General features: G+C 72.8%; 22 protein-coding genes. 15 read left to right on the plus strand and 7 right to left on the minus strand.

Going from position 1 to position 24,467, the window contains the following annotated elements; translation table 11 throughout:
- Positions 1 to 85 precede the first annotated feature (85 nt).
- From C9F11_RS30260 to C9F11_RS30275, 4 genes are all read left to right on the plus strand, one after another.
- Entirely contained in the window at positions 86 to 3,007 is a 2,922-nt protein-coding gene (locus tag C9F11_RS30260; protein WP_138962231.1) for a bifunctional GNAT family N-acetyltransferase/acetate--CoA ligase family protein, read from the plus strand.
- A 71-nt stretch (positions 3,008 to 3,078) separates the two neighbouring features.
- On the plus strand, positions 3,079 to 3,684 hold the full coding sequence (locus tag C9F11_RS30265) for a DUF5998 family protein (protein ID WP_138962232.1): 606 nt from the start codon (positions 3,079 to 3,081) through the stop codon (positions 3,682 to 3,684).
- Entirely contained in the window at positions 3,684 to 4,883 is a 1,200-nt protein-coding gene (locus C9F11_RS30270; RefSeq protein ID WP_138962233.1) for a nucleotide pyrophosphatase/phosphodiesterase family protein, read from the plus strand. Before C9F11_RS30265 ends, C9F11_RS30270 begins: the two co-directional genes overlap by 1 nt.
- Before the next feature lie 64 nt (positions 4,884 to 4,947).
- Entirely contained in the window at positions 4,948 to 5,625 is a 678-nt protein-coding gene (locus C9F11_RS30275; protein WP_138962234.1) for a thymidine kinase, read from the plus strand.
- Between the two features lie 101 nt (positions 5,626 to 5,726).
- Here the strand turns inward: C9F11_RS30275 and C9F11_RS30280 are convergent, their stop codons facing one another.
- The gene (locus tag C9F11_RS30280; protein ID WP_138967159.1) at positions 5,727 to 6,554 is read right to left on the minus strand and encodes a VOC family protein; all 828 of its coding nucleotides are present in this window, start codon (positions 6,552 to 6,554) and stop codon (positions 5,727 to 5,729) included.
- Positions 6,555 to 7,006: 452 nt separating this feature from the next.
- Here C9F11_RS30280 and C9F11_RS30285 point away from each other — a divergent pair, with 452 nt between their 5' ends.
- Positions 7,007 to 7,837, plus strand: coding sequence for a sulfurtransferase (locus C9F11_RS30285; RefSeq protein WP_138962235.1), 831 nt, complete (start codon positions 7,007 to 7,009; stop codon positions 7,835 to 7,837).
- A gap of 190 nt (positions 7,838 to 8,027) precedes the next feature.
- On the opposite strand, the gene sepH is transcribed toward C9F11_RS30285, so the two are convergent.
- Positions 8,028 to 9,086, minus strand: coding sequence for a septation protein SepH (gene sepH, locus C9F11_RS30290; RefSeq protein WP_138962236.1), 1,059 nt, complete (start codon positions 9,084 to 9,086; stop codon positions 8,028 to 8,030).
- 582 nt (positions 9,087 to 9,668) lie between these two features.
- On the opposite strand from sepH, the gene C9F11_RS30295 reads away from it, so the two are divergent.
- On the plus strand, positions 9,669 to 10,895 hold the full coding sequence (locus tag C9F11_RS30295) for a hypothetical protein (RefSeq protein ID WP_138962237.1): 1,227 nt from the start codon (positions 9,669 to 9,671) through the stop codon (positions 10,893 to 10,895).
- 27 nt (positions 10,896 to 10,922) lie between these two features.
- Here C9F11_RS30295 and C9F11_RS30300 read toward each other — a convergent pair whose 3' ends face one another.
- Positions 10,923 to 12,266 carry a D-arabinono-1,4-lactone oxidase gene (locus tag C9F11_RS30300; protein WP_138962238.1) on the minus strand — a complete coding sequence of 448 codons (1,344 nt, stop codon included), beginning with the start codon at positions 12,264 to 12,266 and terminating at the stop codon, positions 10,923 to 10,925.
- Positions 12,202 to 13,464, minus strand: a complete 1,263-nt coding sequence (locus C9F11_RS30305; RefSeq protein ID WP_138962239.1) for an MFS transporter — start codon at positions 13,462 to 13,464, stop codon at positions 12,202 to 12,204. The genes C9F11_RS30300 and C9F11_RS30305 overlap by 65 nt, the downstream gene beginning before the upstream one ends.
- Positions 13,465 to 13,778: 314 nt before the next feature.
- On the opposite strand from C9F11_RS30305, the gene C9F11_RS30310 reads away from it, so the two are divergent.
- Positions 13,779 to 14,918, plus strand: a complete 1,140-nt coding sequence (locus tag C9F11_RS30310; RefSeq protein ID WP_171075873.1) for a ferrochelatase — start codon at positions 13,779 to 13,781, stop codon at positions 14,916 to 14,918.
- 9 nt (positions 14,919 to 14,927) lie between these two features.
- Positions 14,928 to 15,746, plus strand: a complete 819-nt coding sequence (locus C9F11_RS30315; RefSeq protein ID WP_138962240.1) for an inositol monophosphatase family protein — start codon at positions 14,928 to 14,930, stop codon at positions 15,744 to 15,746.
- Positions 15,747 to 15,893: 147 nt separating this feature from the next.
- On the opposite strand, the gene C9F11_RS47560 is transcribed toward C9F11_RS30315, so the two are convergent.
- The gene (locus tag C9F11_RS47560) at positions 15,894 to 16,067 is read right to left on the minus strand and encodes a hypothetical protein (RefSeq protein ID WP_171075874.1); all 174 of its coding nucleotides are present in this window, start codon (positions 16,065 to 16,067) and stop codon (positions 15,894 to 15,896) included.
- Between the two features lie 331 nt (positions 16,068 to 16,398).
- Here C9F11_RS47560 and C9F11_RS30320 point away from each other — a divergent pair, with 331 nt between their 5' ends.
- The 4 genes from C9F11_RS30320 (at position 16,399) to C9F11_RS30335 (ending at position 19,994) form a co-directional block, all read left to right on the plus strand.
- Positions 16,399 to 17,052: a response regulator transcription factor gene (locus C9F11_RS30320; RefSeq protein ID WP_138962241.1), complete on the plus strand. Its 654-nt coding sequence runs from the start codon at positions 16,399 to 16,401 to the stop codon at positions 17,050 to 17,052.
- Between the two features lie 6 nt (positions 17,053 to 17,058).
- Entirely contained in the window at positions 17,059 to 18,291 is a 1,233-nt protein-coding gene (locus tag C9F11_RS30325; protein ID WP_138962242.1) for a HAMP domain-containing sensor histidine kinase, read from the plus strand.
- 394 nt (positions 18,292 to 18,685) lie between these two features.
- Positions 18,686 to 18,982 carry a DUF4193 domain-containing protein gene (locus C9F11_RS30330; protein WP_030680288.1) on the plus strand — a complete coding sequence of 99 codons (297 nt, stop codon included), beginning with the start codon at positions 18,686 to 18,688 and terminating at the stop codon, positions 18,980 to 18,982.
- A 13-nt stretch (positions 18,983 to 18,995) separates the two neighbouring features.
- Complete coding sequence (locus tag C9F11_RS30335) at positions 18,996 to 19,994, plus strand: hypothetical protein (protein ID WP_138962243.1); 999 nt, start codon at positions 18,996 to 18,998, stop codon at positions 19,992 to 19,994.
- A gap of 21 nt (positions 19,995 to 20,015) precedes the next feature.
- Here the strand turns inward: C9F11_RS30335 and C9F11_RS30340 are convergent, their stop codons facing one another.
- A complete protein-coding gene (locus C9F11_RS30340; protein ID WP_138962244.1) occupies positions 20,016 to 20,462 on the minus strand; it encodes a DUF3093 domain-containing protein in 447 nt (148 codons plus the stop codon).
- Positions 20,463 to 20,520: 58 nt separating this feature from the next.
- On the opposite strand from C9F11_RS30340, the gene C9F11_RS30345 reads away from it, so the two are divergent.
- From C9F11_RS30345 to C9F11_RS30355, 3 genes are read left to right on the plus strand one after another with little or no spacing between them, the layout of a single operon-like run.
- Entirely contained in the window at positions 20,521 to 21,105 is a 585-nt protein-coding gene (locus tag C9F11_RS30345) for a PaaI family thioesterase (RefSeq protein ID WP_138962245.1), read from the plus strand.
- Positions 21,102 to 21,632: a dUTP diphosphatase gene (gene dut / locus C9F11_RS30350; protein WP_269078100.1), complete on the plus strand. Its 531-nt coding sequence runs from the start codon at positions 21,102 to 21,104 to the stop codon at positions 21,630 to 21,632. The genes C9F11_RS30345 and dut overlap by 4 nt, the downstream gene beginning before the upstream one ends.
- A gap of 1 nt (position 21,633) precedes the next feature.
- Positions 21,634 to 22,398 carry a DUF3710 domain-containing protein gene (locus tag C9F11_RS30355; protein WP_138962246.1) on the plus strand — a complete coding sequence of 255 codons (765 nt, stop codon included), beginning with the start codon at positions 21,634 to 21,636 and terminating at the stop codon, positions 22,396 to 22,398.
- A 127-nt stretch (positions 22,399 to 22,525) separates the two neighbouring features.
- On the opposite strand, the gene C9F11_RS30360 is transcribed toward C9F11_RS30355, so the two are convergent.
- Positions 22,526 to 24,196, minus strand: a complete 1,671-nt coding sequence (locus C9F11_RS30360) for an IS1182 family transposase (protein ID WP_138958190.1) — start codon at positions 24,194 to 24,196, stop codon at positions 22,526 to 22,528.
- Between the last annotated feature and the right edge of the window lie 271 nt (positions 24,197 to 24,467).

Consider the following 24,467-nt stretch of genomic DNA (forward strand, 5'->3'; position numbering starts at 1 on the left):
CGGGCCGCGTCCCGCCACCCGAGCGCCTTCGACCCCTCCTACATTGCCCCGGGCCCGGCGCCCGCGCGACCCGTACCCTGGCCCCATGCAGACCCCGGCGGACGGCTCAGCACACCCCTCGTCGGACAGCGCCGCGCACGCCCCGGCGGACGGCACGGCGCCCGCCGCCACGCACACCCCCGCGGCCGAAGCCACCCGCGCCCCGGCCGCGGACCAGCACCCCTACCCCTCCCACTGGGAGGCCGACGTGGTGCTGCGCGACGGCGGCACCGCCCGCATCCGGCCCATCACGGCCGCCGACGCCGACCGTCTGGTCAGCTTCTTCGAGCAGGTCTCGGACGAGTCGAAGTACTACCGCTTCTTCGCGCCCTACCCCCGTCTGTCCGCGAAGGACGTGCACCGCTTCACGCACCACGACCACGTGGACCGCGTCGGGCTCGCGGCCACCATCGGCGGCGAGTTCATCGCCACCGTCCGCTACGACCGCATCGACGCCCAGGGCCGCCCCGCCTCGGCGCCCGCCGAAGAGGCCGAGGTCGCCTTCCTCGTCCAGGACGCCCACCAGGGCCGCGGCGTCGCCTCCGCGCTGCTCGAACACATCGCCGCCGTCGCCCGCGAACGCGGCATCCGCCGCTTCGCCGCCGAAGTCCTGCCCGCCAACACCAAGATGGTGAAGGTCTTCACGGACGCCGGATACCAGCAGCAGCGCAGCTTCGAGGACGGCGTCGTGCGCCTCGAACTCGACCTGGAGCCCACCGACCGCTCCGTCGCCGTCCAGCACGCCCGCGAACAGCGCGCCGAGGCCCGCTCCGTGCAGCGGCTGCTCGCGCCCGGCTCCGTCGCGGTCATCGGCGTCGGCCGCGCCGAGGACAGCGTCGGCCGCGGCGTCCTGCGCAACCTGCTGCGCGCGGGCTTCACCGGCCGCGTCCACGCCGTCAACCGCGCCTTCGCGGACCGGGCCACCACCGAGGGCGTCGAGGGGGTCCCCGCACACCGCTCCGTGCGCGACGTCGCCGGGCCCGTCGACCTCGCCGTCGTCGCCGTCCCCGCCGAGCACGTGCCGGAAGCGGTCGCCGAGTGCGGCGAACACGGCGTCCAGGGCCTCGTCGTCCTCTCCGCCGGATACGCCGAGAGCGGCCCCGAAGGACTGGAGCGCCAGCGCGAACTCGTCCGCCAGGCCCGCTCCTACGGCATGCGCCTCATCGGCCCCAACGCCTTCGGCGTGATCAACACCGCTTCCGCCGTACGCCTGAACGCCTCGCTGGCCCCCGAACTGGCCGCCGCGGGCCGCATCGGCCTGTTCACCCAGTCCGGTGCCATCGGCATCGCCCTGCTGTCCCGGCTGCACCGCCGCGGCGCGGGCCTGTCGTCCTTCGTCAGCGCGGGCAACCGCGCCGACGTCTCCGGCAACGACGTCCTCCAGTACTGGTACGACGACCCGGACACCGACGTCGCGCTCATGTACCTGGAATCCATCGGCAACCCCCGCAAGTTCACCCGCCTCGCCCGCCGCGCCGCCGCCGCGAAGCCCCTCGTCGTCGTCCAGGGCGCCCGGCACAGCGGCATCGCCCCCACCGGCCACGCCGGGGCCGCGACCCGGCTGCCGCACGCCACCGTGTCCGCGCTGCTCCGCCAGGCCGGGGTCATCCGCGTCGACACCGTCACCGAGCTCGTCGACGCCGGGCTCCTGCTCGCGGGCCAGCCGCTGCCCGCGGGGCCCCGCGTCGCCATCCTCGGCAACTCCGAGTCCCTCGGCCTGCTCACCTACGACGCGTGCGTCGCCGAAGGCCTGCGCCCGCTGCCCCCGCGCGACCTGACCACGGCCGCGACGCCCGAGGACTTCCGCGCCGCGCTCGGCGCCGCGCTCGCCGCCGACACCTGTGACGCGGCCGTGGTCACCGTCATCCCCTCGCTCGGCGAGTCGAGCCGCGAGGGCCAGGGGGAGACCCTGGCGACCGCCCTGCGGGCCGCCGCTGCCGCGTGCCCCACCAAGCCCGTCGCCGTCGTCCACGTGGAGCTCGGCGAGCTCGCCGAGGCCCTCTCCGCCGCCGCGAGCACCAAGCCCGGATCGGCCGCCGCCCGCCCCGCCGACCGGCCCCCCGCCGCCCCGCCCACGGCCGACGCCCCGCCGCCGCACGCCCGCATCCCCGCCTACCCCGCCGCCGAGCGGGCCGTGCGCGCCCTCGCCGAAGCCGTCACCTACGCCCAGTGGCGGCACGACATCGCCGACCCCGGCAAGGTGCCCGAGTACGACGACATCGACGAACCGGGCGCCGCCGACCTCATCGCGGACCTCCTCGCCAAGGGCGGCGACCCGCACGGCCTGACCCTCGGCCCCGACGACGCCCGCGACCTGCTCGGCCGCTACGGCATCGCCGTCCACGCCGTCCTGCCCGCGCCCGACGCCGACGCGGCCGCCGACGCCGCCCTGCGGCTCGGCTACCCCGTCGCCCTCAAGACCACGGCCCCGCACCTGCGCCACCGCCCCGACCTCGGCGGCGTACGCCTCGACCTCGCCGACGAGGAGCAGCTGCGCCGCGCCTACCGCGAGCTCACCCACGCCCTCGGCCGCCCCGCCGAGCTGCGGCCCGTCGTCCAGGCCATGGTCGCGCGGGGCGTCGACACCGTCGTGCGCGCGGGACACGACCCCGCCGCGGGGGCGGTGCTGTCCTTCGGCCTCGCGGGCGCGGCGTCCGAACTCCTCGGGGACACCGCCCACCGACTGATTCCCGTCACCGACCGCGATGCGCGCACCCTCGTGGGATCGATCCGGACCGCGCCCCTCCTCTTCGGCTGGCGCGGTGCGGCCCCCGTGGACACCCCCGCCCTGGAGGAGCTCCTCCAGCGGGTCTCGCGCCTGGTCGACGACCATCCCGAAGTGGTCACCGTCTCACTGGAACCGGTGGTCGTCGCCCAGGACGGCCTGTCCGTCCTCAGCGGCACCGTCCGCCTCGCCCCGCCCCCGGCCCGCGACGACCTGGGCCCGCGCACCCTGCCCGCCTACTGACGAGCCCGCGGCGCCCGCCGAGGCGGCCACCGCGCACCGTCGGGCGGGCGCCGGGCCGTAGGATGGGCGTCATGGCAAAGACCGGTACCACGACCCAGGGGCTGCGCGCGGCGATCGAGCGCAGCGGCTACTACCCGGCCCTCGTGGCCGAGGCGGTGGAGGCCGCGGTCGGCGGCGAGACCATCGGGTCGTACCTGGTCCACCAGGAGACCACGTTCGACGCCAACGAAGTACGCCGTCACGTGACGGTGCTCGTCCTCACCGACACCCGCTTCATCGTCAGCCACACCGACGAGCAGGCGGCCGACAGCACCTCGCCGACCCCGTACGCCACGACCTCCACCGAGTCCGTGAAGATCGGCCGGATCTCGTCGGTCGTCGTCAGCCGCGTCGTCGCCAATCCCGAGAAGTACGTCCCCGGCTCCCTGCCCCGTGAGGTCGTCCTCACCATCGGCTGGGGCGCCGTCTCCCGCATCGACCTCGAACCGGCCGCCTGCGGCGACCCCAACTGCGAGGCCGACCACGGCTACACGGGCAGCTCCACCGCCGACGACCTCAGCCTGCGCGTCAGCGAGGCCGGCGACGGCCCCGACACGGTCCGCCAGACCCTCGCCTTCGCCCAGGCACTCTCCGAGGCCACGGCGGCCACCGCCGGCGGCGCGGGCGCCACCCGCTGATGGTCACAGCCGACTGGACCGGCGGCTGGGACGACGTACAGCCCCTGGAGCTCGCCACCGCACCGCTGCCCGAGTACGGCACCGGGTCGCTCGCCGACCTGCTGCCCACCCTCGTCGCGCACCAGGAGGTCGACGGCTTCGCGCCCGCCATCGCCGAGCTGGCCCCCGCCGACCGGAACTGCGTCTTCCTGATCGACGGCCTCGGCTGGGAGCAACTGCGCGCCCACCCCGCCGAAGCGCCGTTCCTGACCTCGCTCCTCGGCTCCTCGCGCGGCGGCACCGGACGCCCCATCACCGCGGGCTTCCCCGCCACCACGGCCACCTCCCTCGCCTCCGTCGGCACCGGCCTGCCCCCGGGCCTCCACGGCCTGCCCGGGTACACCGCCCGCAACCCCGACACCGGCGAGCTGATGAACCAGCTCCGCTGGAAGCCCTGGACCGACCCGCACGCCTGGCAGCCCCACCCCACGGTCTTCCGGCGCGCCCACGAGGCGGGCGTCCACACCGCCCAGGTCTCCTCGCCGACCTTCGAGCACACCCCGCTCACCAAGGTCGCCCTGAGCGGCGGCACCTTCCGCGGCCGCCTCTCCGGCGAGGACCGCATGGACCTCGCCGCCGAGCAGCTCGCCGCCGGTGACCGCTCCCTGGTCTACACGTACTACGCGGAGGTCGACGGCAAGGGCCACCGCTTCGGCCTGGACTCCGACGCCTGGCGCGGCCAGCTCATGTACGTCGACCGCCTCGTCCAGCGCCTGGCCGAGCAGCTCCCGCCGCGCAGCGCCCTGTACGTCACGGCCGACCACGGCATGGTCGACATCCCCTTCGACGAAGAGTCCCGGATCGACTTCGACGAGGACTGGGAGCTGCGCGCGGGCGTCGCCCTGCTCGGCGGCGAGGGCCGCGCCCGCCACGTCTACGCCGTCCCCGGCGCCGAGGCCGACGTCCTCACCGTCTGGCGGGAGGTCCTCGGGGACCGCTTCTGGGTGGCCGGACGCGAGGAGGCCATCGCCGCGGGGTGGTTCGGCCCGCGCGTCGACGAGCGCGTCCACGGCCGCATCGGCGACGTGGTGGCCGCCGCCCACGACGACGCCCTGATCATCGCCTCCCGCACCGAGCCCCACGAGTCCGCGATGGTCGGCAACCACGGCTCCATGACCCCCGCCGAACAGCTCGTACCGCTGCTGGAAGTACGCTCCTAGCCGCCGCGCGCCCTCCCCGGGCGCCCCCGCACGCCCCCACATGATGAAAGGCCCTCAACTCCCCATGCCTGAGCTGGTGTTCTTCTCCGGAACGATGGACTGCGGGAAGAGCACCCTCGCGCTGCAGATCGAGCACAACCGCTCGGCCCGCGGCCTCGAGGGGTTGATCTTCGCGCGCAACGACCGCGCGGGCGCGGGCAAGCTCTCCTCCCGCCTCGGCCTCGTCACCCAGGCCCTCGAAGTCGCCGACGGCCTCGACTTCTACGCCCATCTCGTCGACCGCCTCTCCCAGGGCGGCCGCGCCGACTACGTCATCGTCGACGAGGCGCAGTTCCTCACCCCGGAGCAGGTCGACCAGCTCGCGCGCGTGGTCGACGACCTCGGCCTCGACGTCTTCGCCTTCGGCATCACCACCGACTTCCGCACCCGGCTCTTCCCCGGCTCGCAGCGGCTCGTGGAGCTCGCCGACCGCATAGAGGTCCTCCAGGTCGAGGCCCTGTGCTGGTGCGGCGCCCGTGCCACTCACAACGCCCGTACCGTCGGTGGCCACATGGTCGTCGAGGGCGCCCAGGTCGTCGTCGGAGACGTCAACCAGGCCGCTGACGAGGTGGGCTACGAGGTCGTGTGCCGCCGTCACCACCGCCGCCGCATGACCGCCGCGTCCGCCCACGCGGGCGCCCTGTCGCCCGACGTCCTTCCGCTCGACAGCGACAGCGCCGTCGGCACCCTGGAACGCTCCTAGGGCTCCTAGAGCTCCTAGAGCTCCTGGGGCCGCTGGGGCCTCTGGAACCTCAGGGCCCTCCTGGAGTCACCGAACCCCCTGGAGCCTCCGGAGCGCCGCCGTCAGAGCGTCTCCGGCGGCTCCTGGCAGGACCGCTCGGTGTGCACGAGCGTGAACACCGCGCCCTCCGGGTCGGCGACCGTCGCGATCCGCCCGTGCGTGCCCTCGCGCGCGGGACGCACGAGACGGCCGCCGAGCTCGACCGCCCGCTCCACCGTCGCGTCCACGTCCGCGGCCTCGAAGTACGTCATCCAGTACGCGCCCCGGTCGCGCGGCAGCGCGCTGCCGGCGCCGTGCACCGAAGCCACCGCACGGCCCTCGAGGAACAGCGTCAGGAAGTCCGTGTCGGGTGCGCCGGACGCCTCCTCGGTGTAGCCGAACAGCGTCCGGTAGAACTTGGCGACCTCCGCCGTCTCCCGGGTCACCAGCTCGTTCCAGGCGGGCGCTCCGGGCACCCCCGCCACCGCGGTGCCCAGGTGCTCCGCGGGCTGCCAGATGCCGAACACCGCGCCCGCGGGGTCCGACGCGATCGCCATGCGCCCGGCCTCGGCCGCGTCCAGCGGGCCGACGCCCACCGTGCCGCCGCAGTGCCGGGCCATCTCCGCCGTCTCGTCGGCGTCGTCCGACGCCAGATACGGGGTCCAGGCGATCGGCAGGCGCCGGTCGGCCGGCAGCTCGCCGATCCCGGCCACCTCGCGGTCGTCCAGGAAGGCGCGTACGTAGGGGCCCAGCTGCTGCGGCCCGGGCCGGTACGTCCAGCCGAAGAGCCGCGCGTAGAACTCCTTGGTCGCGGCCAGGTCGTGCGCCATCAGGCTCACCCAGCAGGGCGTGCCGGGTGCGGGCCGCGCGGTCCGTTCGCGTCGGCTGTCCGGCCACCGTGCCTCGGTCATCGTCACTCTCTCCTCGGGCCCTCGTGGCGGCGGCAGCTCACGGACGGCGCCGGTCGCCGACGCCAGGGGGCCGGATTCGCGATCCGTCATCTGCTGCTCCATGACGTCGCTCGTCCGCCCGCTGCCGTCCGCCACCCGCCGTCGGTCAGCCGCCGCCACTCCGCTTCGACTCGCCTTTCGAACGCGCGTACCCTGGCCGCGCGCATGCCCGTCCGTGCAGATGCTTGCACCACCCGCCGCCCGGCGCCCCCCGGCCGCGCCGCCTTTTCCTGTTTCCTGGCGGAGGATGCCCGGTCTGCCGTTTCCCATCCGTAAACGTGCGATTGCCGAGCCGTGTCCGTCTTCGGTACGGGGCGTGCCCGGTCCCGTACGCCACGTGTTCGGGCGGGTCCGGCCGAGCAGGCTAGCCGGACCTGGACGCGGCGGCCACCCCGTGGGCAAGGTTGGGGCTTATGAAAGCCATCATCTCCGCATCCGAACTCGCGAGCGACCTGGCGGGCGCGAATCCGCCAGTGCTGCTCGACGTCCGCTGGCAGCTCGGCGGCCCGCACCAGCGGCCCGCCTACGAGGAGGCGCACATCCCGTCGGCGGTCTTCGTCGACCTGGACGCGGAACTGGCCGGTCCGGCCGGGGCGGAGGGCCGCCACCCGCTGCCGGACGCCGGGCGCTTCGGCGCGGCGATGCGGGCGGCGGGCGTCTCGGGGGACCGGGACGTGGTCGTGTACGACGGCGGGCAGGGCTGGGCCGCGGCGCGCGCCTGGTGGCTGCTGCGCTGGGCGGGGCACCCGTCGGTGCGCGTCCTGGACGGCGGGCTCGCGGCGTGGCGCGGCGAGCTGGAGTCCGGCGACGTACGACCGCCCGCGGAGGGCGCGTTCACGCCGGTGCCCGACTCGGTCGCCCGGCTCGACGCGGACGGCGCGGCCGCCCTGGCCCGCTCGGGTCTGCTCCTGGACGCCCGGGCCGCGGAGCGCTACCGGGGCGACGTCGAGCCGATCGACCGCGTGGGCGGGCACATCCCGGGCGCGGTCTCGGCCCCCACGACGGAGAACGTCTCCGGGGATGGCCGATTCCGTCCGGCGGGGGAGCTCGCGGCCCGCTTCACGGCGCTGGGCGCCGCCGACGCCCCGGAGGTCGGGGTGTACTGCGGCTCGGGCGTCTCGGGCGCCCATGAGGTCCTCGCCCTCGCGGTGGCGGGCATTCCGGCGGCGCTGTACGTCGGTTCGTGGTCGGAGTGGTCCTCGGACGCGGCCCGTCCGGTGGCGAAGGGGCCGGATCCGCAGTAAGGGGCCGGGGATACGTCGTCGGCGCTCGCGGAGCCGGGCGCGACGACGTGACCGTCACGCTCCGTAGGCACACGGCTGTCACGCTCTGTGACGCATGGGTGTCATGTGAAGGGCCCGTACGGATCTTGCGTACGGGCCCTTCGACGTGTCCGCGGCGTGGGCGGAGGATGGTTCCTCCACCTCCGCGCGGCTACTCCTGCTTCTTGCGGCGGGTGCCGAACACGATCTCGTCCCAGCTCGGCACGGCGGCGCGGCGGCCGGGCCGGACGCCGTCCGCCTCGGCCTGGCGGTCCGTGGAGCCGACCAGGCGCTCGCGGTGGCTGGCGACGGCGCGCGGCATCAGCACGTCCGCGTACGCCGAACCGGCCGACGCCGCGGTCGCCGGGGGCTCCTCGGCCTCGGGCTCCTGCTCCGGCTCGTCCTGTGCGGACGGCAGTTCGGAGGGTGCGGTGGTGGGGCGCTCCGGGACGACCATGTCGCCCCGGAAGCTCGGCACGGCCTCCAGGAGGCTGGTCAGGGAGTCCCGCTCCTGCTCGGCGACGGCGCCGCTCGGGCCCGGCTCGTCGGGCTCCGGCGCCGGGGCGCCGGGGCGGTCGAGGGCGCGCTCCAGCGGCCTGTCCCGGGGCAGCCGGGCGATGCGCGGCACGAACGGAAAGCTCGGCTCGGGCGCGGCGATGTCGTCGGTCTCGCCGATGAGGGCGCGGGCCTCGTCGTCGACGGCCTGGACGAGGCGGCGCGGCGGGTCGTACGTCCAGCTCGCGGAGTGCGGCTCGGTGGCGACGCGGTAGACGAGCAGCACCTCCCAGGTGCCGTCGTCACGGCGCCAGGAGTCCCACTGCACGGACTCCTTGTCGGCGCCGCGCAGCAGCAGCCGCTCCTGGACGGCCTCGCCGAGCTGCGGTCCGGTGTTCTCGCCGGGGCGGCGCACGGGGGTCTTCCGGGCGCGCTCGGCCATGAAGGCGCGCTCGGCGAGGACGGGGCCCTCGAAGCGGCGGACGCGGTCGACGGGGATGCCGGCGAGCGAGGCGACTTCTTCCGCACTGGCTCCAGCGCGTATACGGGCCTGGATGTCGCGGGGCCTGAGGTGGCTCTCCACCTCGATCTCGATCTGGCCGAGTCTCGGGCGGTCGCCGCGTACGGCGGCACGGAGCCGTTCGTCGATGGGAAGCGTGTACTCCGTGCTGTCCGCAGCCTTCAGCACCAGCCGTGTGCCGTCGTTGCTGACGGCCACGACACGCAGTTCGGGCATGGGGACCTCCCGGGTGGTGCCTGCCGACGTCACGTGCGTCGCTGCTTCCGCTAGTCGAGTGTGGCCTGCCCGGGTGCAGCCTGCCACAACCTTGCCGAGTTGCCCGGCGTGTCGGGCGAGGGCCCGGGATCGCCGTTATGGCACGGTTACTTATTCGCAACGCTAAGTGACCAACTTGGTCACCCTGTGCAGCGAGCCCCCTCCCGGCGGTCCTGGCTGGCTCCGGGCACCCTGGTGGGAGACCGGACCCAGGGCTCGCAACACTACTCCATTCGGGCCACCCGGGTGGACCGGCACGCCGCCGAACTTCTCCCGGGTGAAGGGAGTTGATGGCGTCAAAGGGCGCGAACGCCCCGCGCGCAGGTGGCGCTCTTCACGTAAACGCCAGAAGCGGAACTATTTTCTTCGTACGTACGTCCCTTTCTCATGTGACTCGCGTGGCTCGTACGCGAATCAGTGGTGAAGCCCGTAAGGCGAGAAAGGCGACAAGGGTCGGAGATGCGTGGAAAGCCGGATACCGGCAGGACGTCGGAGGACACATCGGAAGGCACGTCGGAGGACGCGCCGAAGAAGCGGCTCGACGTGAGCGTGCCGCAGGTGGCGGGCAGTGCCGTGGCCGCGGTGCTCGCCGCGAAGCTCGCGTCCAGCTTCGGCGTGTACGGAACGATCCTCGGCGCCGGTGTGGTGAGTGGCATCGCCACCTGCGGCGGCACGGTCTTCCAGCACTTCTTCAAGCGCACCGGCGAGCAGATCCGTGACGTCGCGGTGCAGGCCAAGCCGAAGGCACAGCAGGTGCCGGTGACGGCGGCCACGCCGGTGCCCGAGGCCTTCAGGGCCGCGCCTGCCACGCCCCCGTCCGGTCACGCCTCCGGTCCTGCGACCGGCTACTCGACTGGCTACGCGCCCGGCCACGCGACCGGCTCGGGCCCGGTGACCACCACCTGGGGCAGGCAGTCGGCGGACCACCGTGCCCCGGACGCCGACCCCACGGCCGTGCTGCCGATGGCGGGAGCCGACCCGACGGCCGTGCTGCCGATCGCCGGTGCCGCCGACCCGACGGCCGCCCTGCCCGCGGTCGGGGCGGGCGATCCCACCACCGCCCTGCCCGCCGTCTCCGCCGACGCCGAGCAGACGCGGCTCCTGGGATCCGTGGACGCGACGCAATTGCTGCCGCGCGACCAGAAGACCCAGGTGCTGCGCGCCACGGGTCCCGCGGTTCCCGGAGCGCCGCAGCCGTCGCAACCGCCGTTCCCTTCGGACGAGTTCACCGAGGGCACCACGCACCGCGCGCGGGTGACGAGCTGGAAGCGTCCCCTGGTCGCCGCCGCCGTCGTCTTCGGTGTGGCGCTCACCGGCATCACCACGTACGAGCTGGTGAGCGGTCAGAGCTTCAGCGGTGACGACAAGAGCACCTCGATCGCCGACTTCGTGAAGGGCAAGAACTCCTCCTCCACGTCGGACGATCAGCAGCCGGGCGGCGACTCGGACCAGCCGTCCGACCAGGGCACCACCGGTGAGGACGACGGCTCCCAGCAGGGCGACGACACCTCCAAGGACCCCAGCGGCAAGCCGTCGCCGGGCGACGACACGGGCTCGGACACCGGGACCGACACCGGCAAGGACCAGGGCGGCAAGCCCGACGACGGCGGCAAGGACGACGGCGGTGACTCCGGCGACGGCGGCTCCAAGGTCGACCCGACGCCCACCCCCACGCCCACACCGACCCCCACGCCGACCCCGACCCCGACGCCCACCCCGGCACGCGGCGGCGGGAACGGCCTCCAGGAGCAGCAGTCCCCCGAGCAGTGAGCCCGGTGACCGCTCCGGCCCGGGGGCTCAGTCGCCGAGGACCCGCCGCAGATAGGCGTTGGCGAAGAGCCGGTCCGGGTCGAGGCGGTCGCGCAGCGCCGTGAACTCGCCGAAGCGCGGGTAGGCCTTGGCGAAGTACGCGGCGTCGCGGGTGTGGAGCTTGCCCCAGTGGGGCCGCCCCTCGTGGGCGACGAAGATCTGCTCCGCGGCGCTGAAGTACGTACGGAAGGGCGTGCCCTTGTAGAGGTGCACGGCGATGTAGGCGCTGTCGCGGCCGGACGCCGTGGAGAGCGTGATGTCGTCGGCGGGGGCCGTGCGGACCTCCACGGGGAAGCTGACGCGCAGCGGGGAGCGCTCGATCATCGTCTTCAGCTCCCGCAGCGTGTCCACCAGCGCCTCGCGCGGGACGGCGTACTCCATCTCCACGAAGCGCACGCGCCGGGGGCTGGTGAAGACCTTGTACGGGATGTCCGTGTAGGTGCGGGCCGACAGGGCCCTGCTGGAGATCCTGGCGATGGCGGGGATGGTCGCGGGCACGGCACGGCCGAGCGAATTGACGACCTGGAAGAGGCCGTTGGAGAGCAGTTCGTCCTCTACGAAGGCGCTGATCGCGCCGGGCGGGGCCGCGGGGCCCAGGCTGCGGTTGTTCCGCTTGGTGGTGCAGTTGTCGGTGTGGGGGAACCAGTAGAACTCGAAGTGCTCGTTCTCCGTGGCGAGTTCGTCGAACGACCCGGTGACCTGGTCGAACGACATCGGCTCCTCACGTGCCTGGAGGAAGAAGAGGGGCTCTACGGAGAACGTGATCGCGCTGATGACGCCCAGCGCGCCGAGGCCCACGCGCGCGGCGGCGAAGACGTCGGGGTGCTCGTCCCGGGAGCAGGTGAGGACCTGGCCGTCCGCGGTGACCAGTTCGAGCGCCGTGATCTGGGCGGCCATCGACGCGGAGTCGCGGCCCGTGCCGTGCGTCCCGGTGCTGACGGCCCCGGAGACCGTCTGCTCCATGATGTCGCCCATGTTCGTCAGCGACAGGCCCTCACGGGCGAGCGCGGCGTTCAGGCGCTTGAGCGGGGTGCCCGCCTCGACGGTGACGGTGCCCGCGGCGTGGTCGATCGCGCGGATCCCCGTGAGCAGGTCGGGGCGTATCAGCAGGCCGTCGGTCGCGGCGGCGGCCGTGAAGGAGTGGCCGGTGCCCAGGGGCTTCACCGTCAGGCCTTCGGCCGCGGCCCCGCGGACCGCCGCGACGAGCTCGTCGACCGAGGCGGGCGTCGCCTCGCGCGCGGGGTGCGCGCTGACGGTGCTCGCCCAGTTACGCCACGCCGCTCGACTCCTCCCGCTGGTCGCTGCCGCGCCCCTGCCCGTTGCCCTGCTCATGGGTCCCTCCCCGTCGCGGATCCGGCCGCTTCAGCCGGCGATACCCCAGGAATCCGACCGCCGCCGCGAGCGCCCCGGCCACGCCCGGCACGCCGTACCCGGCGCTCGGTCCCGCGGCGTCGATCACCCAGCCGGCCACGGAGGAGCCGAGCGCGATCCCGACGGCTAGCCCGGTGCTGACCCAGGTCATGCCCTCGGTCAGCTTCGCGCGTGGTACGTGCTGTTCGACGAGGGCCATGGTCGTGATCATCGTCGGTGCGATGGACAGGCCCGCGAGGAAGAGCGCCGCGGCCAGGAACGGCAGGCTCCCGACCAGTTGCAGCGGGATCATACTCACGGCCATCGCGCAGAGGCCCACCACCCACCTGCGCGCGGGCGACCCCTTGAAGTGCATGAGCCCGAAGCCGACACCGGCGAGGCACGAGCCGAGCGCGTACACGGCGAGGACCAGGCTCGCGGCGCTCTTGCGGCCCTCCTCCTCGGCGAAGGCCACAGTGACCACGTCCACCGCGCCGAAGATCGTGCCCGTGGCGACGAACGCGGCGACCAGGACCTGGAGGCCGGGGGAGCGCAACGCCGAGCCCCGGGTGTGGTGTTCGCGCGGGTGCGGCACCGGCTCGGTGGCGCGCTGCGCGGTCAGCCAGAAGACGCCCACGGCGAGGAACACGGCCGCGAGCAGTGGCCCCGACTCGGGGAACCACACCGTGGACAGGCCGATCGAGATGATCGGCCCGAAGATGAAGCAGATCTCGTCGACGACGGACTCGAAGGAGTACGCCGTGTGCAGCTGCGGGGTGCCGCGGTACAGGGCCGCCCAGCGCGCCCGGACCATCGAGCCGAGGCTCGGCACGCAGCCCGCGACCGCGGCGAAGAGGAACAGCGTCCAGTCCGGCAGCTCGAACCGCGCGGCCAGCAGCAGGCCCGCGACGGCGACGAGCGTCACCAGGGTCGCGGGCCGCAGCACCCGGCGCTGGCCGTGCCGGTCCACGAGCCGGGATATCTGGGGGCCCATCACGGCGGCGGACAGCGCGACGGTCGCCGACAGGGCGCCCGCGAGGCCGTAGCGTCCGGTCATCTGGGAGACCATCGTCACGACGCCGATGCCCATCATCGACAGCGGCATCCGCCCGATGAGACCGGCGGCGGAGAAGCCCTTGCTGCCGGGGGCGGCGAAGATGGCGCGGTAGGGGCTCGGCACGTGGACTCCGCGGGGGCGCAGGGGCGGCTGACCCGGGAGGGGTCGCGCGGCTCCGGTAAGGCGTGAAGATGGCTGATACAGCTTACGGCCGCGGAGCCGTTCGGCGCACCGTTAATTTCCGTCCCGCAGGAATCACTGGAGAAGCGCCGTTGAAGCGCCGTTGAAGCCCCGGGGAGGCGCCCGCGCACGTGCGGGAGAGGGCCGCGCTAGTGCTGACGAGGCGGTGTCATCCCCGGTGCGACGGAGCGGCGCCGCCCCCGGTGAGGAGTACCGCCGTTTTCCGGCTGTCAGTGCCGAGTGGCAGGATCAAAGGCATGTCCGATGCGCTGGATTCCCCACTGGATCCCACTCCGTACGACGCCTTGCTGCTGCTCTCGTTCGGCGGGCCCGAGGGCCCGGACGACGTCGTTCCGTTCCTGGAGAACGTGACGCGGGGCCGCGGCATCCCCAAGGAGCGTCTGAAGGAGGTGGGGCAGCACTACTTCCTCTTCGGCGGCGTCAGCCCCATCAACGACCAGAACCGCGCCCTGCTCGACGCCCTGCGCAAGGACTTCGCCGACCACGGCCTCGACCTGCCGGTGTACTGGGGCAACCGCAACTGGGCGCCGTATCTGACGGACACCCTGCGGGACCTCGCGCGCGACGGCCACCGCCGTGTGCTCACCCTCACCACCGGCGCGTACGCCTCGTACTCGGGCTGCAGGCAGTACCGCGAGAACCTGGCGGAGGCCCTCGCCACGCTCCGGGAGGAGGGCCTGGAGCCCCCGCGCGTGGACAAGCTGCGGCACTACTTCAACCACCCGGGCTTCGTGCGCCCCATGGTCGACGGCGTCCTGAAGTCCCTGGCCGACCTCCCCGAAGAGGTGCGGGACGGCGCGCACCTGGCGTTCACCACGCACTCCATCCCGACGGCCGCGGCCGACACCTCGGGCCCGGTGGCCGACCACGGCGACGGCGGGGCGTACGTGCGCCAGCACCTGGACGTCGCCCGCGTCATCGCGGAGGCCGTGCGCGCCGAGACCGGCGTCGACCGCCCCTGGGAGCTGGTCTACCAGTCGCGCTCCGGAGCCCCGCACATCCCGTGGCTGGAGCCCGACATCTGCGACCACCTGGAGGAGCGGCACGCCGCTGGGGCGCCCGCCGTGGTGATGGTTCCGATCGGCTTCGTGTCGGACCACATGGAGGTCCTGTACGACCTCGACACCGAGGCCACGGCGAAGGCCGCCGAGCTCGCCCTGCCGGTGCGGCGCTCGGCCACCGTGGGCGCCGACCCGCGGTTCGCCGCCGCGGTGCGCGAGCTGGTCCTGGAGCGCGCGGCCGCCGAGAGCGGCCGCGCGGTGACGCCCTGCGCCCTGGGCGCGCTCGGCGCCGGCCATGACCTGTGCCCGGTGGGCTGCTGCCCGGCACGCACCCCGAAGCCCGCCGCCGCGGGCGCCGACAGCCCGTTCGCCTGAGGAGCCCTCGTGACCGACCACTCCACCGCTCAGGATGGCCTGAAGGCCGAGCTCCTCGCCGTCGCCCTGGAGGCCGCGCACCGCGCCGGTGAGCTGCTGCGCGACGGCCGCCCGGACGACCTGGGGGTGGCCGCCACGAAGAGCAGCGCCGTCGACGTCGTCACCGAGATGGACATCGCGTCCGAGAAGCTCATCACGGACTTCCTCGCCGAGCGCAGGCCCGACGACGGCGTGCTCGGCGAGGAGGGCGCGAGCTCCGAGGGCAGCAGCGGCGTCCAGTGGGTGATCGACCCCGTCGACGGCACCGTGAACTACCTGTACGGACGGCCGGACTGGGCGGTGTCCATCGCGGCGCGCGCGGGCGGCGAGACCCTCGTCGGCGTCGTGCACGCGCCCGTGCGCGGCGAGACGTTCCGCGCGGTGCTCGGCCAGGGCGCGTACGTCAACGACAGACGGGCGCGCACCCGCCCCGCGCCCCCGTTCGAGCAGGCCCTGATCGGCACCGGCTTCGGGTACGTCGCACAGCGCCGCGCCCACCAGGCCGAGGTCGCCCGGGAGCTGCTGCCGCTCGTGCGGGACATCCGCCGCTGCGGCTCGGCGGCGATCGACCTGTGCGACGTGGCGGCGGGCCGCCTGGACGCGTACTACGAACGGGGCCTGAACCCCTGGGACTTCGCCGCCGGAGACCTCGTCGCACGCGAGGCGGGCGCGCTCACCGGCGGCCGCCCCGGCGAGCCCCTGTCCGGCGAGCTGACGGTGGCGGGCCCGCCCGGCCTCTTCGAGCCGCTGCAGACGTTCCTGGACGAGCGGGGCGCCTGGCACGACTAGGGCCCGTGCGGCGGGGCGGCGCGGCGTCGGCCCGCGGGACGGGCCCCAGGGCCCCCGGCGGCCCGCACGGCTCCAGAACACACGTCAGGGCCCCGGCACCCCGCGGACGCGGCGTGCCGGGGCCCTGACGCAGGACGTGCCGGCCGGTCAGGAGGACGGGACGGCGACCTCCACGCCGTGCTCGGCGGCCAGGCGGTGGAGGTCTTCCAGCTCGGCCAGCTCGACCTCGGCCAGGAAGTCGTCGCCCGTCTCGCGGGCCTGCGCGAGGTCGGATTCCGTGGTCTTTATGCGCTGCAGGAGACCTGCGGTGAATGCGTCCATGGTTGCGCCCCCTCGGCTGAGTCGTGTGGGTCGGTGGCACGGGGGTGTGCCCGAGAAGCGGCGATCACGTCCGATGACGCTGCGTGGAGCGCGCCGTGGCACATCACATACGAAGCGTGATCGCGGGGTGTAAGGCCGTCCTCCCCCCGGCCTTCCTCACGGAAACCTCAAACACGGGCGGAAGTCCGAGAAATTCCCGTGTTCCCAGGGGCACCGGCCGTCTTACAGCCGGTTTATGGCCGAAAGGGGCAGGATGGAGGTCTCACCCCCAGATCAGACCTGCCCTCGCCCACGGGAGAACCGGGGCCGGGCACAGAGGAAGGACAGCGACGTGCGCGTACTCGTCGTCGAGGACGAGCAGCTGCTCGCCGATGCGGTGGCCACCGGACTGCGCCGGGAGGCCATGGCCGTCGACGTCGTGTACGACGGTGCGGCCGCCCTGGAGCGCATCGGCGTGAACGACTACGACGTGGTCGTCCTGGACCGCGACCTCCCGGTCGTGCACGGCGACGACGTCTGCCGCAAGATCGTCGAGCTCGGCATGCCGACGCGCGTCCTGATGCTCACCGCCTCCGGCGACGTCAGCGACCGCGTCGAGGGCCTGGAGATCGGTGCGGACGACTATCTGCCCAAGCCGTTCGCGTTCAGCGAGCTGACGGCCCGCGTGCGCGCCCTGGGCCGGCGCACCAGCGTGCCGCTGCCGCCCGTCCTGGAGCGTGCAGGCATCAAGCTCGACCCGAACCGCCGCGAGGTGTTCCGCGAGGGCCGCGAGATCCAGCTCGCGCCGAAGGAGTTCGCCGTCCTGGAGGTCCTGATGCGCAGCGAGGGCGCCGTGGTCTCCGCCGAGCAGCTCCTGGAGAAGGCCTGGGACGAGAACACGGACCCGTTCACGAACGTCGTCCGCGTCACGGTCATGACCCTGCGCCGCAAGCTCGGCGAGCCCGCCGTCATCGTCACGGTGCCCGGCTCGGGCTACCGGATCTGATCTCCGGTGGCCGCGACACCGGCGCCGCCAGCGGCGCCCCCCAAGCCGACGTGGGACCCCCGGAAGGTCGAACCGCCCTTCCCGTGGCTGCGTCCCACCATCCGCATAAGGCTCACGCTCCTGTACGGCGGCATGTTCCTGATCGCGGGCATCCTGCTGCTCTCGATCATCTACCTGCTCGCCGCGCAGGCGCTGAACGTGGGCAGCGAGCTGCCCTTCAAGATCGTCTCGGGCCGGGTGGAGAGCAAGGTCTGCGACCTGCCGAGCCGCGCCTCGCCGGAGGAGTTCAACGCCGCGATGAACGCGTGCGTGAACGAACAGCGCCAGCACGCCCTGGACAACCTCCTGAGCCGCTCGCTGCTCGCCCTGCTCGGCCTCGCCGTGATCGCCTTCGCCTTCGGGTACGCGATGGCGGGCCGCGTCCTGTCGCCGCTCGGCCGCATCACCCGTACCGCGCGCCGCGTGGCGGGCACGGACCTCAAGCGCCGCATCGAACTGGACGGCCCCGACGACGAGTTGAAAGAGCTCTCCGACACCTTCGACGAGATGCTGGACCGCCTGGAGCGCGCCTTCACGGCCCAGCAGCGCTTCGTCGGCAACGCCTCGCACGAGCTGCGCACCCCGCTCGCGATCAACCGCACGCTCCTCGAAGTGCAGCTCTCCGATCCGGGCGCGCCACCCGAGCTCCACCAGCTCGGCAAGACCCTCCTCGCCACCAACGAGCGCAGTGAGCAGCTCGTGGAGGGCCTGCTGCTGCTGGCCCGCAGCGACAACCAGATCGTCGAGCGCAAGCCCGTGGACCTCGCCGAGGTCGCCAACCGCGCCGTCGACCAGGCGCGCGCCGAGGCCGAGGCCAAGGGCGTCGAGATCCGCGGCGAGCGCGGCCTCGCGATCGTGCAGGGCAACGGCGTCCTGCTCGAGCGCATCGCCCTGAACCTCGTCCAGAACGCCGTCCGGTACAACGTGAAGGAGGCGGGCTGGGTCGAGGTCACCACGGAGGCCCAGCACGGCCAGGCCGTGCTCGTGGTGACGAACACCGGACCCGTGGTGCCCGCGTACGAGATCGACAACCTCTTCGAGCCGTTCCGCAGGCTCCGCACGGAGCGCACCGGCAGCGACAAGGGGGTGGGTCTCGGCCTGTCCATCGCCCGGTCGGTGGCGCGCGCCCACGGGGGCCGTATCATCGCGGAGCCTCGTGAGGGGGGTGGGCTCGTGATGCGCGTCACCCTGCCGATCTGAGATGCTGCCGCGTGACCATGCCGGACGTTCGCTTTGAGCGGAATTTTCAGGATCTGATCCTGCCAATTTCGTGTGTGATCGATCACAGGAGCGAATTTCTGGCCATCCACTCTCCGTGACCGCGAAAGTCGTCGGAAAGCCGGGAAAATCCGGGTTTTCGAGGGTCTTGATCACGGGAAGTACACGGGGTGGCGCCCGTGAAGTGCGACATTCGGACCGTGTACGGTCCCGATCGCCATCCAAACCGATCACCTCTTCAGGGGTGCGGTTGGGTGTCGATTGAGTAACAGACCTTGATGTGAGGCAAAATCTCCGCCTCAGGTCGGGCACAAGTCCGGCCTCTCACGCGTTACGTGCGCTGAGACACCGCAGACACCCAGAGGGGGAGAGCGACATGGCAACGGACTACGACACCCCACGCAAGACCGACGACGACGTCGACTCGGACAGCCTTGAAGAGCTGAAGGCCCGGAGGAACGACAAGTCCTCCTCGGCCGTCGACGTCGACGAGTTCGAGGCCGCCGAAGGCCTCGAGCTGCCCGGAGCGGACCTGTCCAACGAGGAGCTCGCCGTGCGCGTGCTCCCCAAGCAGCAGGACGAATTCACCTGCATGAGCTGCTTCCTGGTGCACCACCGCAGCCAGCTGGCCCGGGAGAAGAACGGTCAGCCGATCTGCCGCGACTGCGACTGAGGCGGGGTCGGCCGTGACAGGCTCGACCCCGCCCGGGAAGAACCGCTTCGGCGACCACGAAGCGGACGCAGCCGCGCCCACCGGCGAGACGGACGCCGAGCGGGGCCCTGAGGCCTCGCTCAGGCCCGCCGACGCGCCGGGAGCGGCCCCGGCCGACTCCGTCGGCCACCAGGGCCCAGGCAGGGCGCAGAACGGCGCTGAGACGGCGTACGAGGCGGTTCCCGCGCTCGTGCACGAGGCGGCGGTTTCGTCGCCGCACCAGGCCGTCGAAGCCGTGGACACCGCGACGACGGCGGGAGACGAGGGCCCTGCGACCAAGGGCAAGCGTTTCGCCGCCGTCGCGAACGGCTTGAAGAACGGGGCGCTCCGCGGTGGCCGCGGAGCCAAGGCCGGCATCGGCTATCTGGCCGACCGGATCATCGAGAACGCCCCCCGGGTCCCCGTCCGGGACCTGGCCACCCTCCGCAAGCAGTTCCCGGGCCTCGGCCCCGACCGGCTCGCGGACAAACTCATCACGGGCGCGGCGAACGCCACCTCCACGGTGGGCGCCGGCGTCGGCGCCGCCGCCATGCTGCCGGTGCCGCCGGCCATGCCCGCGGAGCTCGCCGCCGAGATCACCGGTGTGGCCGCGATCGAGCTGAAGCTCATCGCCGAGCTGCACGAGGTGTACGGACGGCGCCCGCCCGGCAACCTCAAGCAGCGCAGCACCGAGTACCTGCGGTCGTGGACCGAGGAGCGCGGGATCGACGTGGCCAAGCCCGCGTCGGTGAACGCGGCGCTCGGCGGCCAGCTGAAGCGTGAGCTGCGCCAGCAGATCATGAAGCGCATGGTGCGGAACCTGCCGAACCTGATGCCGTTCATGGTGGGAGCCGCGGTCGGGGCGTTCATGAACCGCCGCGACACCAAGAAGCTCGCCGAGCGCGTCCGCGCCGACCTGCGGCGCACCCAGGTGCCCTGGGACGCCCTGGGGGAGCTGCCGCCGCTCACCGGCCCCAAGGAACTGGAGTCCTGAGCCCCGGCGCCGGGCGGCGGGCTACGACGCCGTGACCGCCCCCAGGGCCTTCGCCAGCGCCTGCGGATTCCGCGTCGACACGTACACGTACGGGGTCGGGTCCTCGGGGTCCGCGATCTCCACGCGCAGGGCCGTCGGGATGTAGCTGCGCAGGACCATGAACGCGCGCGGGTCCGCCTTGTGGGTCCGCCAGGCGCGCGCTTCAGCCGCGTCCAGGGCCTGGGCGGGGCCGAGGGCCGCCAGCGGGATCTTGGCGTCGCCCGCGACCAGGAAGCCCGCCACGACCCGGATGCGCACCGAGCCGTACGAGCTGGTGAGCACCGCCGCGAGCGCCGTGCCGGCGACCAGGCCGCCCAGGAACGGCAGGGTGCCGAACGGGAGCGCGATCAGACCCGCCGCGATGCCGACGAGCACCGAGACGAACCACCACGAACGGGGCGCGGTCAGGCGTTCTTCGTAAGGCTGCATGAAGCCAAGCTTGGCATGGTGCGCGACCGCCGCTGACGCGGAGGTAAGGTCTGCGCCTGTGAGTGGTACAACTGCGGCCCTGCGGCCCCCGGCCGACGCCATACCCCCCGTGCGGCACCCCGACGCGCCCGCGCCCGGGGAGCTGATCGGCGCGCACTACGCGCAGTGCTTCGGCTGCGGCGAGGGTCAGGCCCACGGGCTGCACCTCGCGGCGCGCGCCGGTGAGGGCGTCACCGTCACCGCCGAGTTCACCGTGCGCGAGGCGCACCAGGGTGCGCCCGGTCTCGCCCACGGCGGCGTGCTCGCCACCGCGCTCGACGAGACCCTCGGCTCCCTGAACTGGCTGCTGCGGGTGATCGCCGTGACCGGGCGCCTGGAGACGGACTTCGTGCGGCCGGTGCCGGTCGGCACGGTGCTGCACCTGGAGGCCGAGGTCGTCGCCGTCGCCGGACGGAAGATCTACTCGCGGGCGCGGGGGCGCATAGGCGGGCCCGAGGGCCCGCTCGCCGTCCGCGCCGACGCCCTCTTCATCGAGGTGAAGGTGGACCACTTCATCGACAACGGCCGTCCGCAGGAGATCCGGGCGGCCATGAACGACCCGGACCAGATCCGGCGCGCCCGCGCCTTCGAGGTGAACCCGTGACCGACCGTGCCCCCCTGGACGTGCTGATCAGGCGCGTCGACCCCGACGTACCGCTGCCGGCGTACGCGATGCCCGGTGACGCCGGCGCCGATCTGCGGACGACCGAGCCGTGCGAACTCGCGCCCGGAGAGCGGGCGGTGCTGCCGACGGGGGTTTCCATCGCCCTGCCCGAGGGGTACGCGGCCTTCGTGCACCCCCGGTCCGGTCTCGCCGCCCGCTGCGGTGTCGCCATGGTGAATGCCCCAGGGACGATTGATGCCGGGTACCGTGGGGAGATCAAGGTGATCGTGGTGAATCTCGACCCGCGCGACAGCGTGCGGTTCGAGCGCTTCGACCGGATCGCCCAACTGGTCGTCCAGCAGGTCGAGAAGGTGCGCTTCCAGGAGGTGGCGGAACTTCCCGGCTCGGCGCGGGCCGAGGGGGGCTTCGGGTCGACCGGCGGTCACGCCGCCGTGGGCGTCAGCCCGGGCGAACAAACGGGTGGGAATCGATACGCATCGGCCGTATCCGACCGGGAAGGACAGTGACGTGTTCGGACGTCGCAAGAAGAGCGGTGCCGCCGAGGACGCGGCGGGCGAGGCCGAGCAGGTCGTCGACGGCACCAAGGACGCGGAGTCCGAGGACGCCGCGCCCCAGCGCGTGCGACTGGAGCCGGAGCCGCGCCCGGACGGTCCCTGGGACGACTCCGAGGTCCGCGACCCCGGCGAGGGCCGGGTGGACCTCGGCGGTCTGTTCGTGCCGGGGGTCGAGGGCATGGAGCTGCGCGTGGAGGTCGCCGGTGACGCGATCGTCGCGGCCACCGTCGTGCTCCAGGACAGCGCCGTCCAGCTGCAGGCCTTCGCCGCTCCCAAGCGGGAGGGCATCTGGGGCGAGGTCCGCGAGGAGATCGCCTCCGGCATCACCCAGCAGGGCGGTGTCATCGACGAGGTCGAGGGGCCGCTCGGCTGGGAGCTGCGGGCGCAGGTGCCGGTGCAGCTGCCGGACGGCACGGGCGGCTTCCAGGTCGTCAGGTTCGTCGGCGTGGACGGCCCGCGCTGGTTCCTGCGCGGAGTGATCTCCGGGCAGGGCGCGGTGCAGCCGCAGGCCGCGGGTCTGCTCGAGCAGATCTTCCGGGACACGGTCGTCGTCCGCGGCGAGGGCCCGATGGCCCCGCGGGACCCGATCGTCCTCAAGCTGCCCGACGACGCGCAGATGGTCGCGGAAGGCGTTCAGCAGGAGGACCAGGAGGCCTCCCGCTTCTCGGGCGGCATGGGCCAGCTGGCCCGGGGGCCGGAGATCACCGAGGTGCGCTGACGGCGACGCGGGCCGGAAAGGGCCGTCGTCACCGGCACGAGAGCTGACGTGAAGCTGACGTAAAGCAGTGCGAGCCAAGGGGCCGCACTCCCGAATCGGGGATGCCGTTGGCGAATTCGGGGTCCTGCTACTTCGCCCCGTCGATCGTTTGGTCGGCGGGGCGAAGTCGTGCGAAGTGGCTGGTGCGGGTCCGGGCCAGGGGTGTTCCGGTGAGGTGGGCGTCGAGGCGGGCAAGGTTGATCGCGGTTGCGGTGAGCTGGTGCTGGAGGCGGGTTCTGGCGAGTCCGCGGTAGCGGCACCGGCGCAGACCGGCGGTGTGAACAGCGTGGGAGAGGGTGCCCTCGATGCCGTTGCGGGCCGCGTAGCGTTCCCGCCACTCGGGAGTGCCCTGGGCTGCACGGGCCTGTTGGATCGCCTCGTGTTCGGCCCGGGGCCGCAGGGTGATTTCCCTTCTCGCGGCTCGGGGTGAGCTCACGCACTCGGGGCGCGCGGGGCAAGTGCGGCAGTCAGCGGGTGAGAACCGGACGATGATGATGGGGGCGCCACGATCGGAGATCTTGTCCCGCCATTGGGTGGCGTTCTTGCCGTTCGGGCAGGTCACGGTCTGGCTCTGCCAGTCGATGGCGAAGGCGCTCTGGCTGTAGGGGCCGCTGGCCTGGGCAGTGGTGTTGCCGCGGATGGGGCCGGTCAGGGTGATGCCGTACTGACGATCGGCGGTGACGATGCGGGGTCCGTCGATGTAGCCAGCGTCCAGTAGATGCTCGCCGGGCAGAAGGTCCCTGGCGGCGAGGGCGTCGTGGACCAGGTTGGTGGCCGTGCTGTCCTGGACGGTAGCGTCCTGCGTCAGCACGTTCGTGATCAGGTGAGACGTGTCCGCATCGCAGGTCTCGGTCAAATGGACCTTGAAACCGTCCCACTTGATATCCCGCTTCACACTCGCGCGAGCGTCGGTGTCATAGGGGCTGACCAGGCGAAGAGCACCCGGCGGGCACTCTTTTGGGTCCCGCCATCGCACCTCGCCCTCCGTATCGAACACGTACTGCTGAACCCAGGCCCGGCGCAGGATCTGGACGGCGGGCAGCTCGCGCAGCCACACGGGCGCCCCGGCGGCGTGCACGTCGGCCAGCAGGCGCATGCCGTCCCGGCCGGTCTGCTCGGCCAACTCGGTCCGCTTGGCCTTGCCGGAGGGCAGCCAGTAGTCCTCCGGCCGGGTGGCATACCGGTCGAACCAGGCCGGATCAGCGTGGGCGGACAGCCAGTTGGGGGCCGCAGCGGCGAGTGCGTTGAGCGCAGCGCGCAGGGTCTCGATGACGAACTCCAGCCGGTTCAGCGACCGGATCGCGGCCAGTACGTGGGTGGAGTCGGTGCGGGCCCTGCCTGGCGCCTTCAGCATTCCCGCCTTCCGGGCGGACTCCAGGACGTGGTCGAAGACCTGCTGCCCCGCTTCCGCCTCGACCAGCCGGGTGCGGAACTCGCTGAGTACGGAGTAGTCGAAGCCCGGGTCGGTAAGCTCCAGGCCCAGGGCGTATTTCCAGTCGATCCGGGCCCGCACCGCCAGGGCCGCCTGCCGATCGGGCAGCCCCTCGGCGAACTGGAGTACCGACACCAGCGCGAGCCGGCCCGGGGACCAGGCCGGCTTGCCCCGGGACGGGAACAGATCCGCGAACTGCTCGTCCCGGAACAGCACCCCCAGCTCATCCCGCAACCGGATCGCCAGACTGCCCTTCGGGAACGCCGCCTGGGCCACCCGCACCGTCTCCGCGGGGATCTCCCCATCTCCGATCGGACGCATCGACATCGACACCCACCCCATACGACAACGTCGGCCTTCAAGACCACAACCAGGTCTTGAAGGCCGACGTCACGCAGAGCCCCGAATTCGCCAACGGCATCCCCGAATCGGGAGTGCGGCCCCTTGGCGTATACGCGTGTGAACTGGTTGAACGCAGCGCCGTAAGAGATTCGTCAACGCCGCGCCAATGGCCGCTAGGGAGACGTCAACGGCGATCGGAATTCGCCATTGAGGCGGTTTCCTCGGGTTGTCAGCAATTCCGAATCTCATCTAGGAG

Source organism: Streptomyces sp. YIM 121038, assembly GCF_006088715.1.
GTDB lineage: Bacteria > Actinomycetota > Actinomycetes > Streptomycetales > Streptomycetaceae > Streptomyces.

Excerpts from the sequence above, each read along its gene's own strand:
- C9F11_RS30275 (WP_138962234.1), top strand. The coding sequence starts at position 4,948 with ATGCCTGAGCTGGTGTTCTTCTCCGGAACGATGGACTGCGGGAAGAGC.
- C9F11_RS30300 (WP_138962238.1), bottom strand. The coding sequence starts at position 12,266 with ATGAGCAGGGCAACGGGCAGGGGCGCGGCAGCGACCAGCGGGAGGAGT.
- C9F11_RS30270 (WP_138962233.1), top strand. The coding sequence starts at position 3,684 with ATGGTCACAGCCGACTGGACCGGCGGCTGGGACGACGTACAGCCCCTG.
- C9F11_RS30340 (WP_138962244.1), bottom strand. The coding sequence starts at position 20,462 with ATGCAGCCTTACGAAGAACGCCTGACCGCGCCCCGTTCGTGGTGGTTC.
- C9F11_RS30260 (WP_138962231.1), top strand. The coding sequence starts at position 86 with ATGCAGACCCCGGCGGACGGCTCAGCACACCCCTCGTCGGACAGCGCC.
- C9F11_RS30265 (WP_138962232.1), top strand. The coding sequence starts at position 3,079 with ATGGCAAAGACCGGTACCACGACCCAGGGGCTGCGCGCGGCGATCGAG.
- C9F11_RS30360 (WP_138958190.1), bottom strand. The coding sequence starts at position 24,196 with ATGTCGATGCGTCCGATCGGAGATGGGGAGATCCCCGCGGAGACGGTG.
- sepH (WP_138962236.1), bottom strand. The coding sequence starts at position 9,086 with ATGCCCGAACTGCGTGTCGTGGCCGTCAGCAACGACGGCACACGGCTG.
- C9F11_RS30280 (WP_138967159.1), bottom strand. The coding sequence starts at position 6,554 with ATGACCGAGGCACGGTGGCCGGACAGCCGACGCGAACGGACCGCGCGG.
- C9F11_RS30285 (WP_138962235.1), top strand. The coding sequence starts at position 7,007 with ATGAAAGCCATCATCTCCGCATCCGAACTCGCGAGCGACCTGGCGGGC.
- C9F11_RS30330 (WP_030680288.1), top strand. The coding sequence starts at position 18,686 with ATGGCAACGGACTACGACACCCCACGCAAGACCGACGACGACGTCGAC.
- C9F11_RS30310 (WP_171075873.1), top strand. The coding sequence starts at position 13,779 with ATGTCCGATGCGCTGGATTCCCCACTGGATCCCACTCCGTACGACGCC.
- C9F11_RS47560 (WP_171075874.1), bottom strand. The coding sequence starts at position 16,067 with ATGGACGCATTCACCGCAGGTCTCCTGCAGCGCATAAAGACCACGGAA.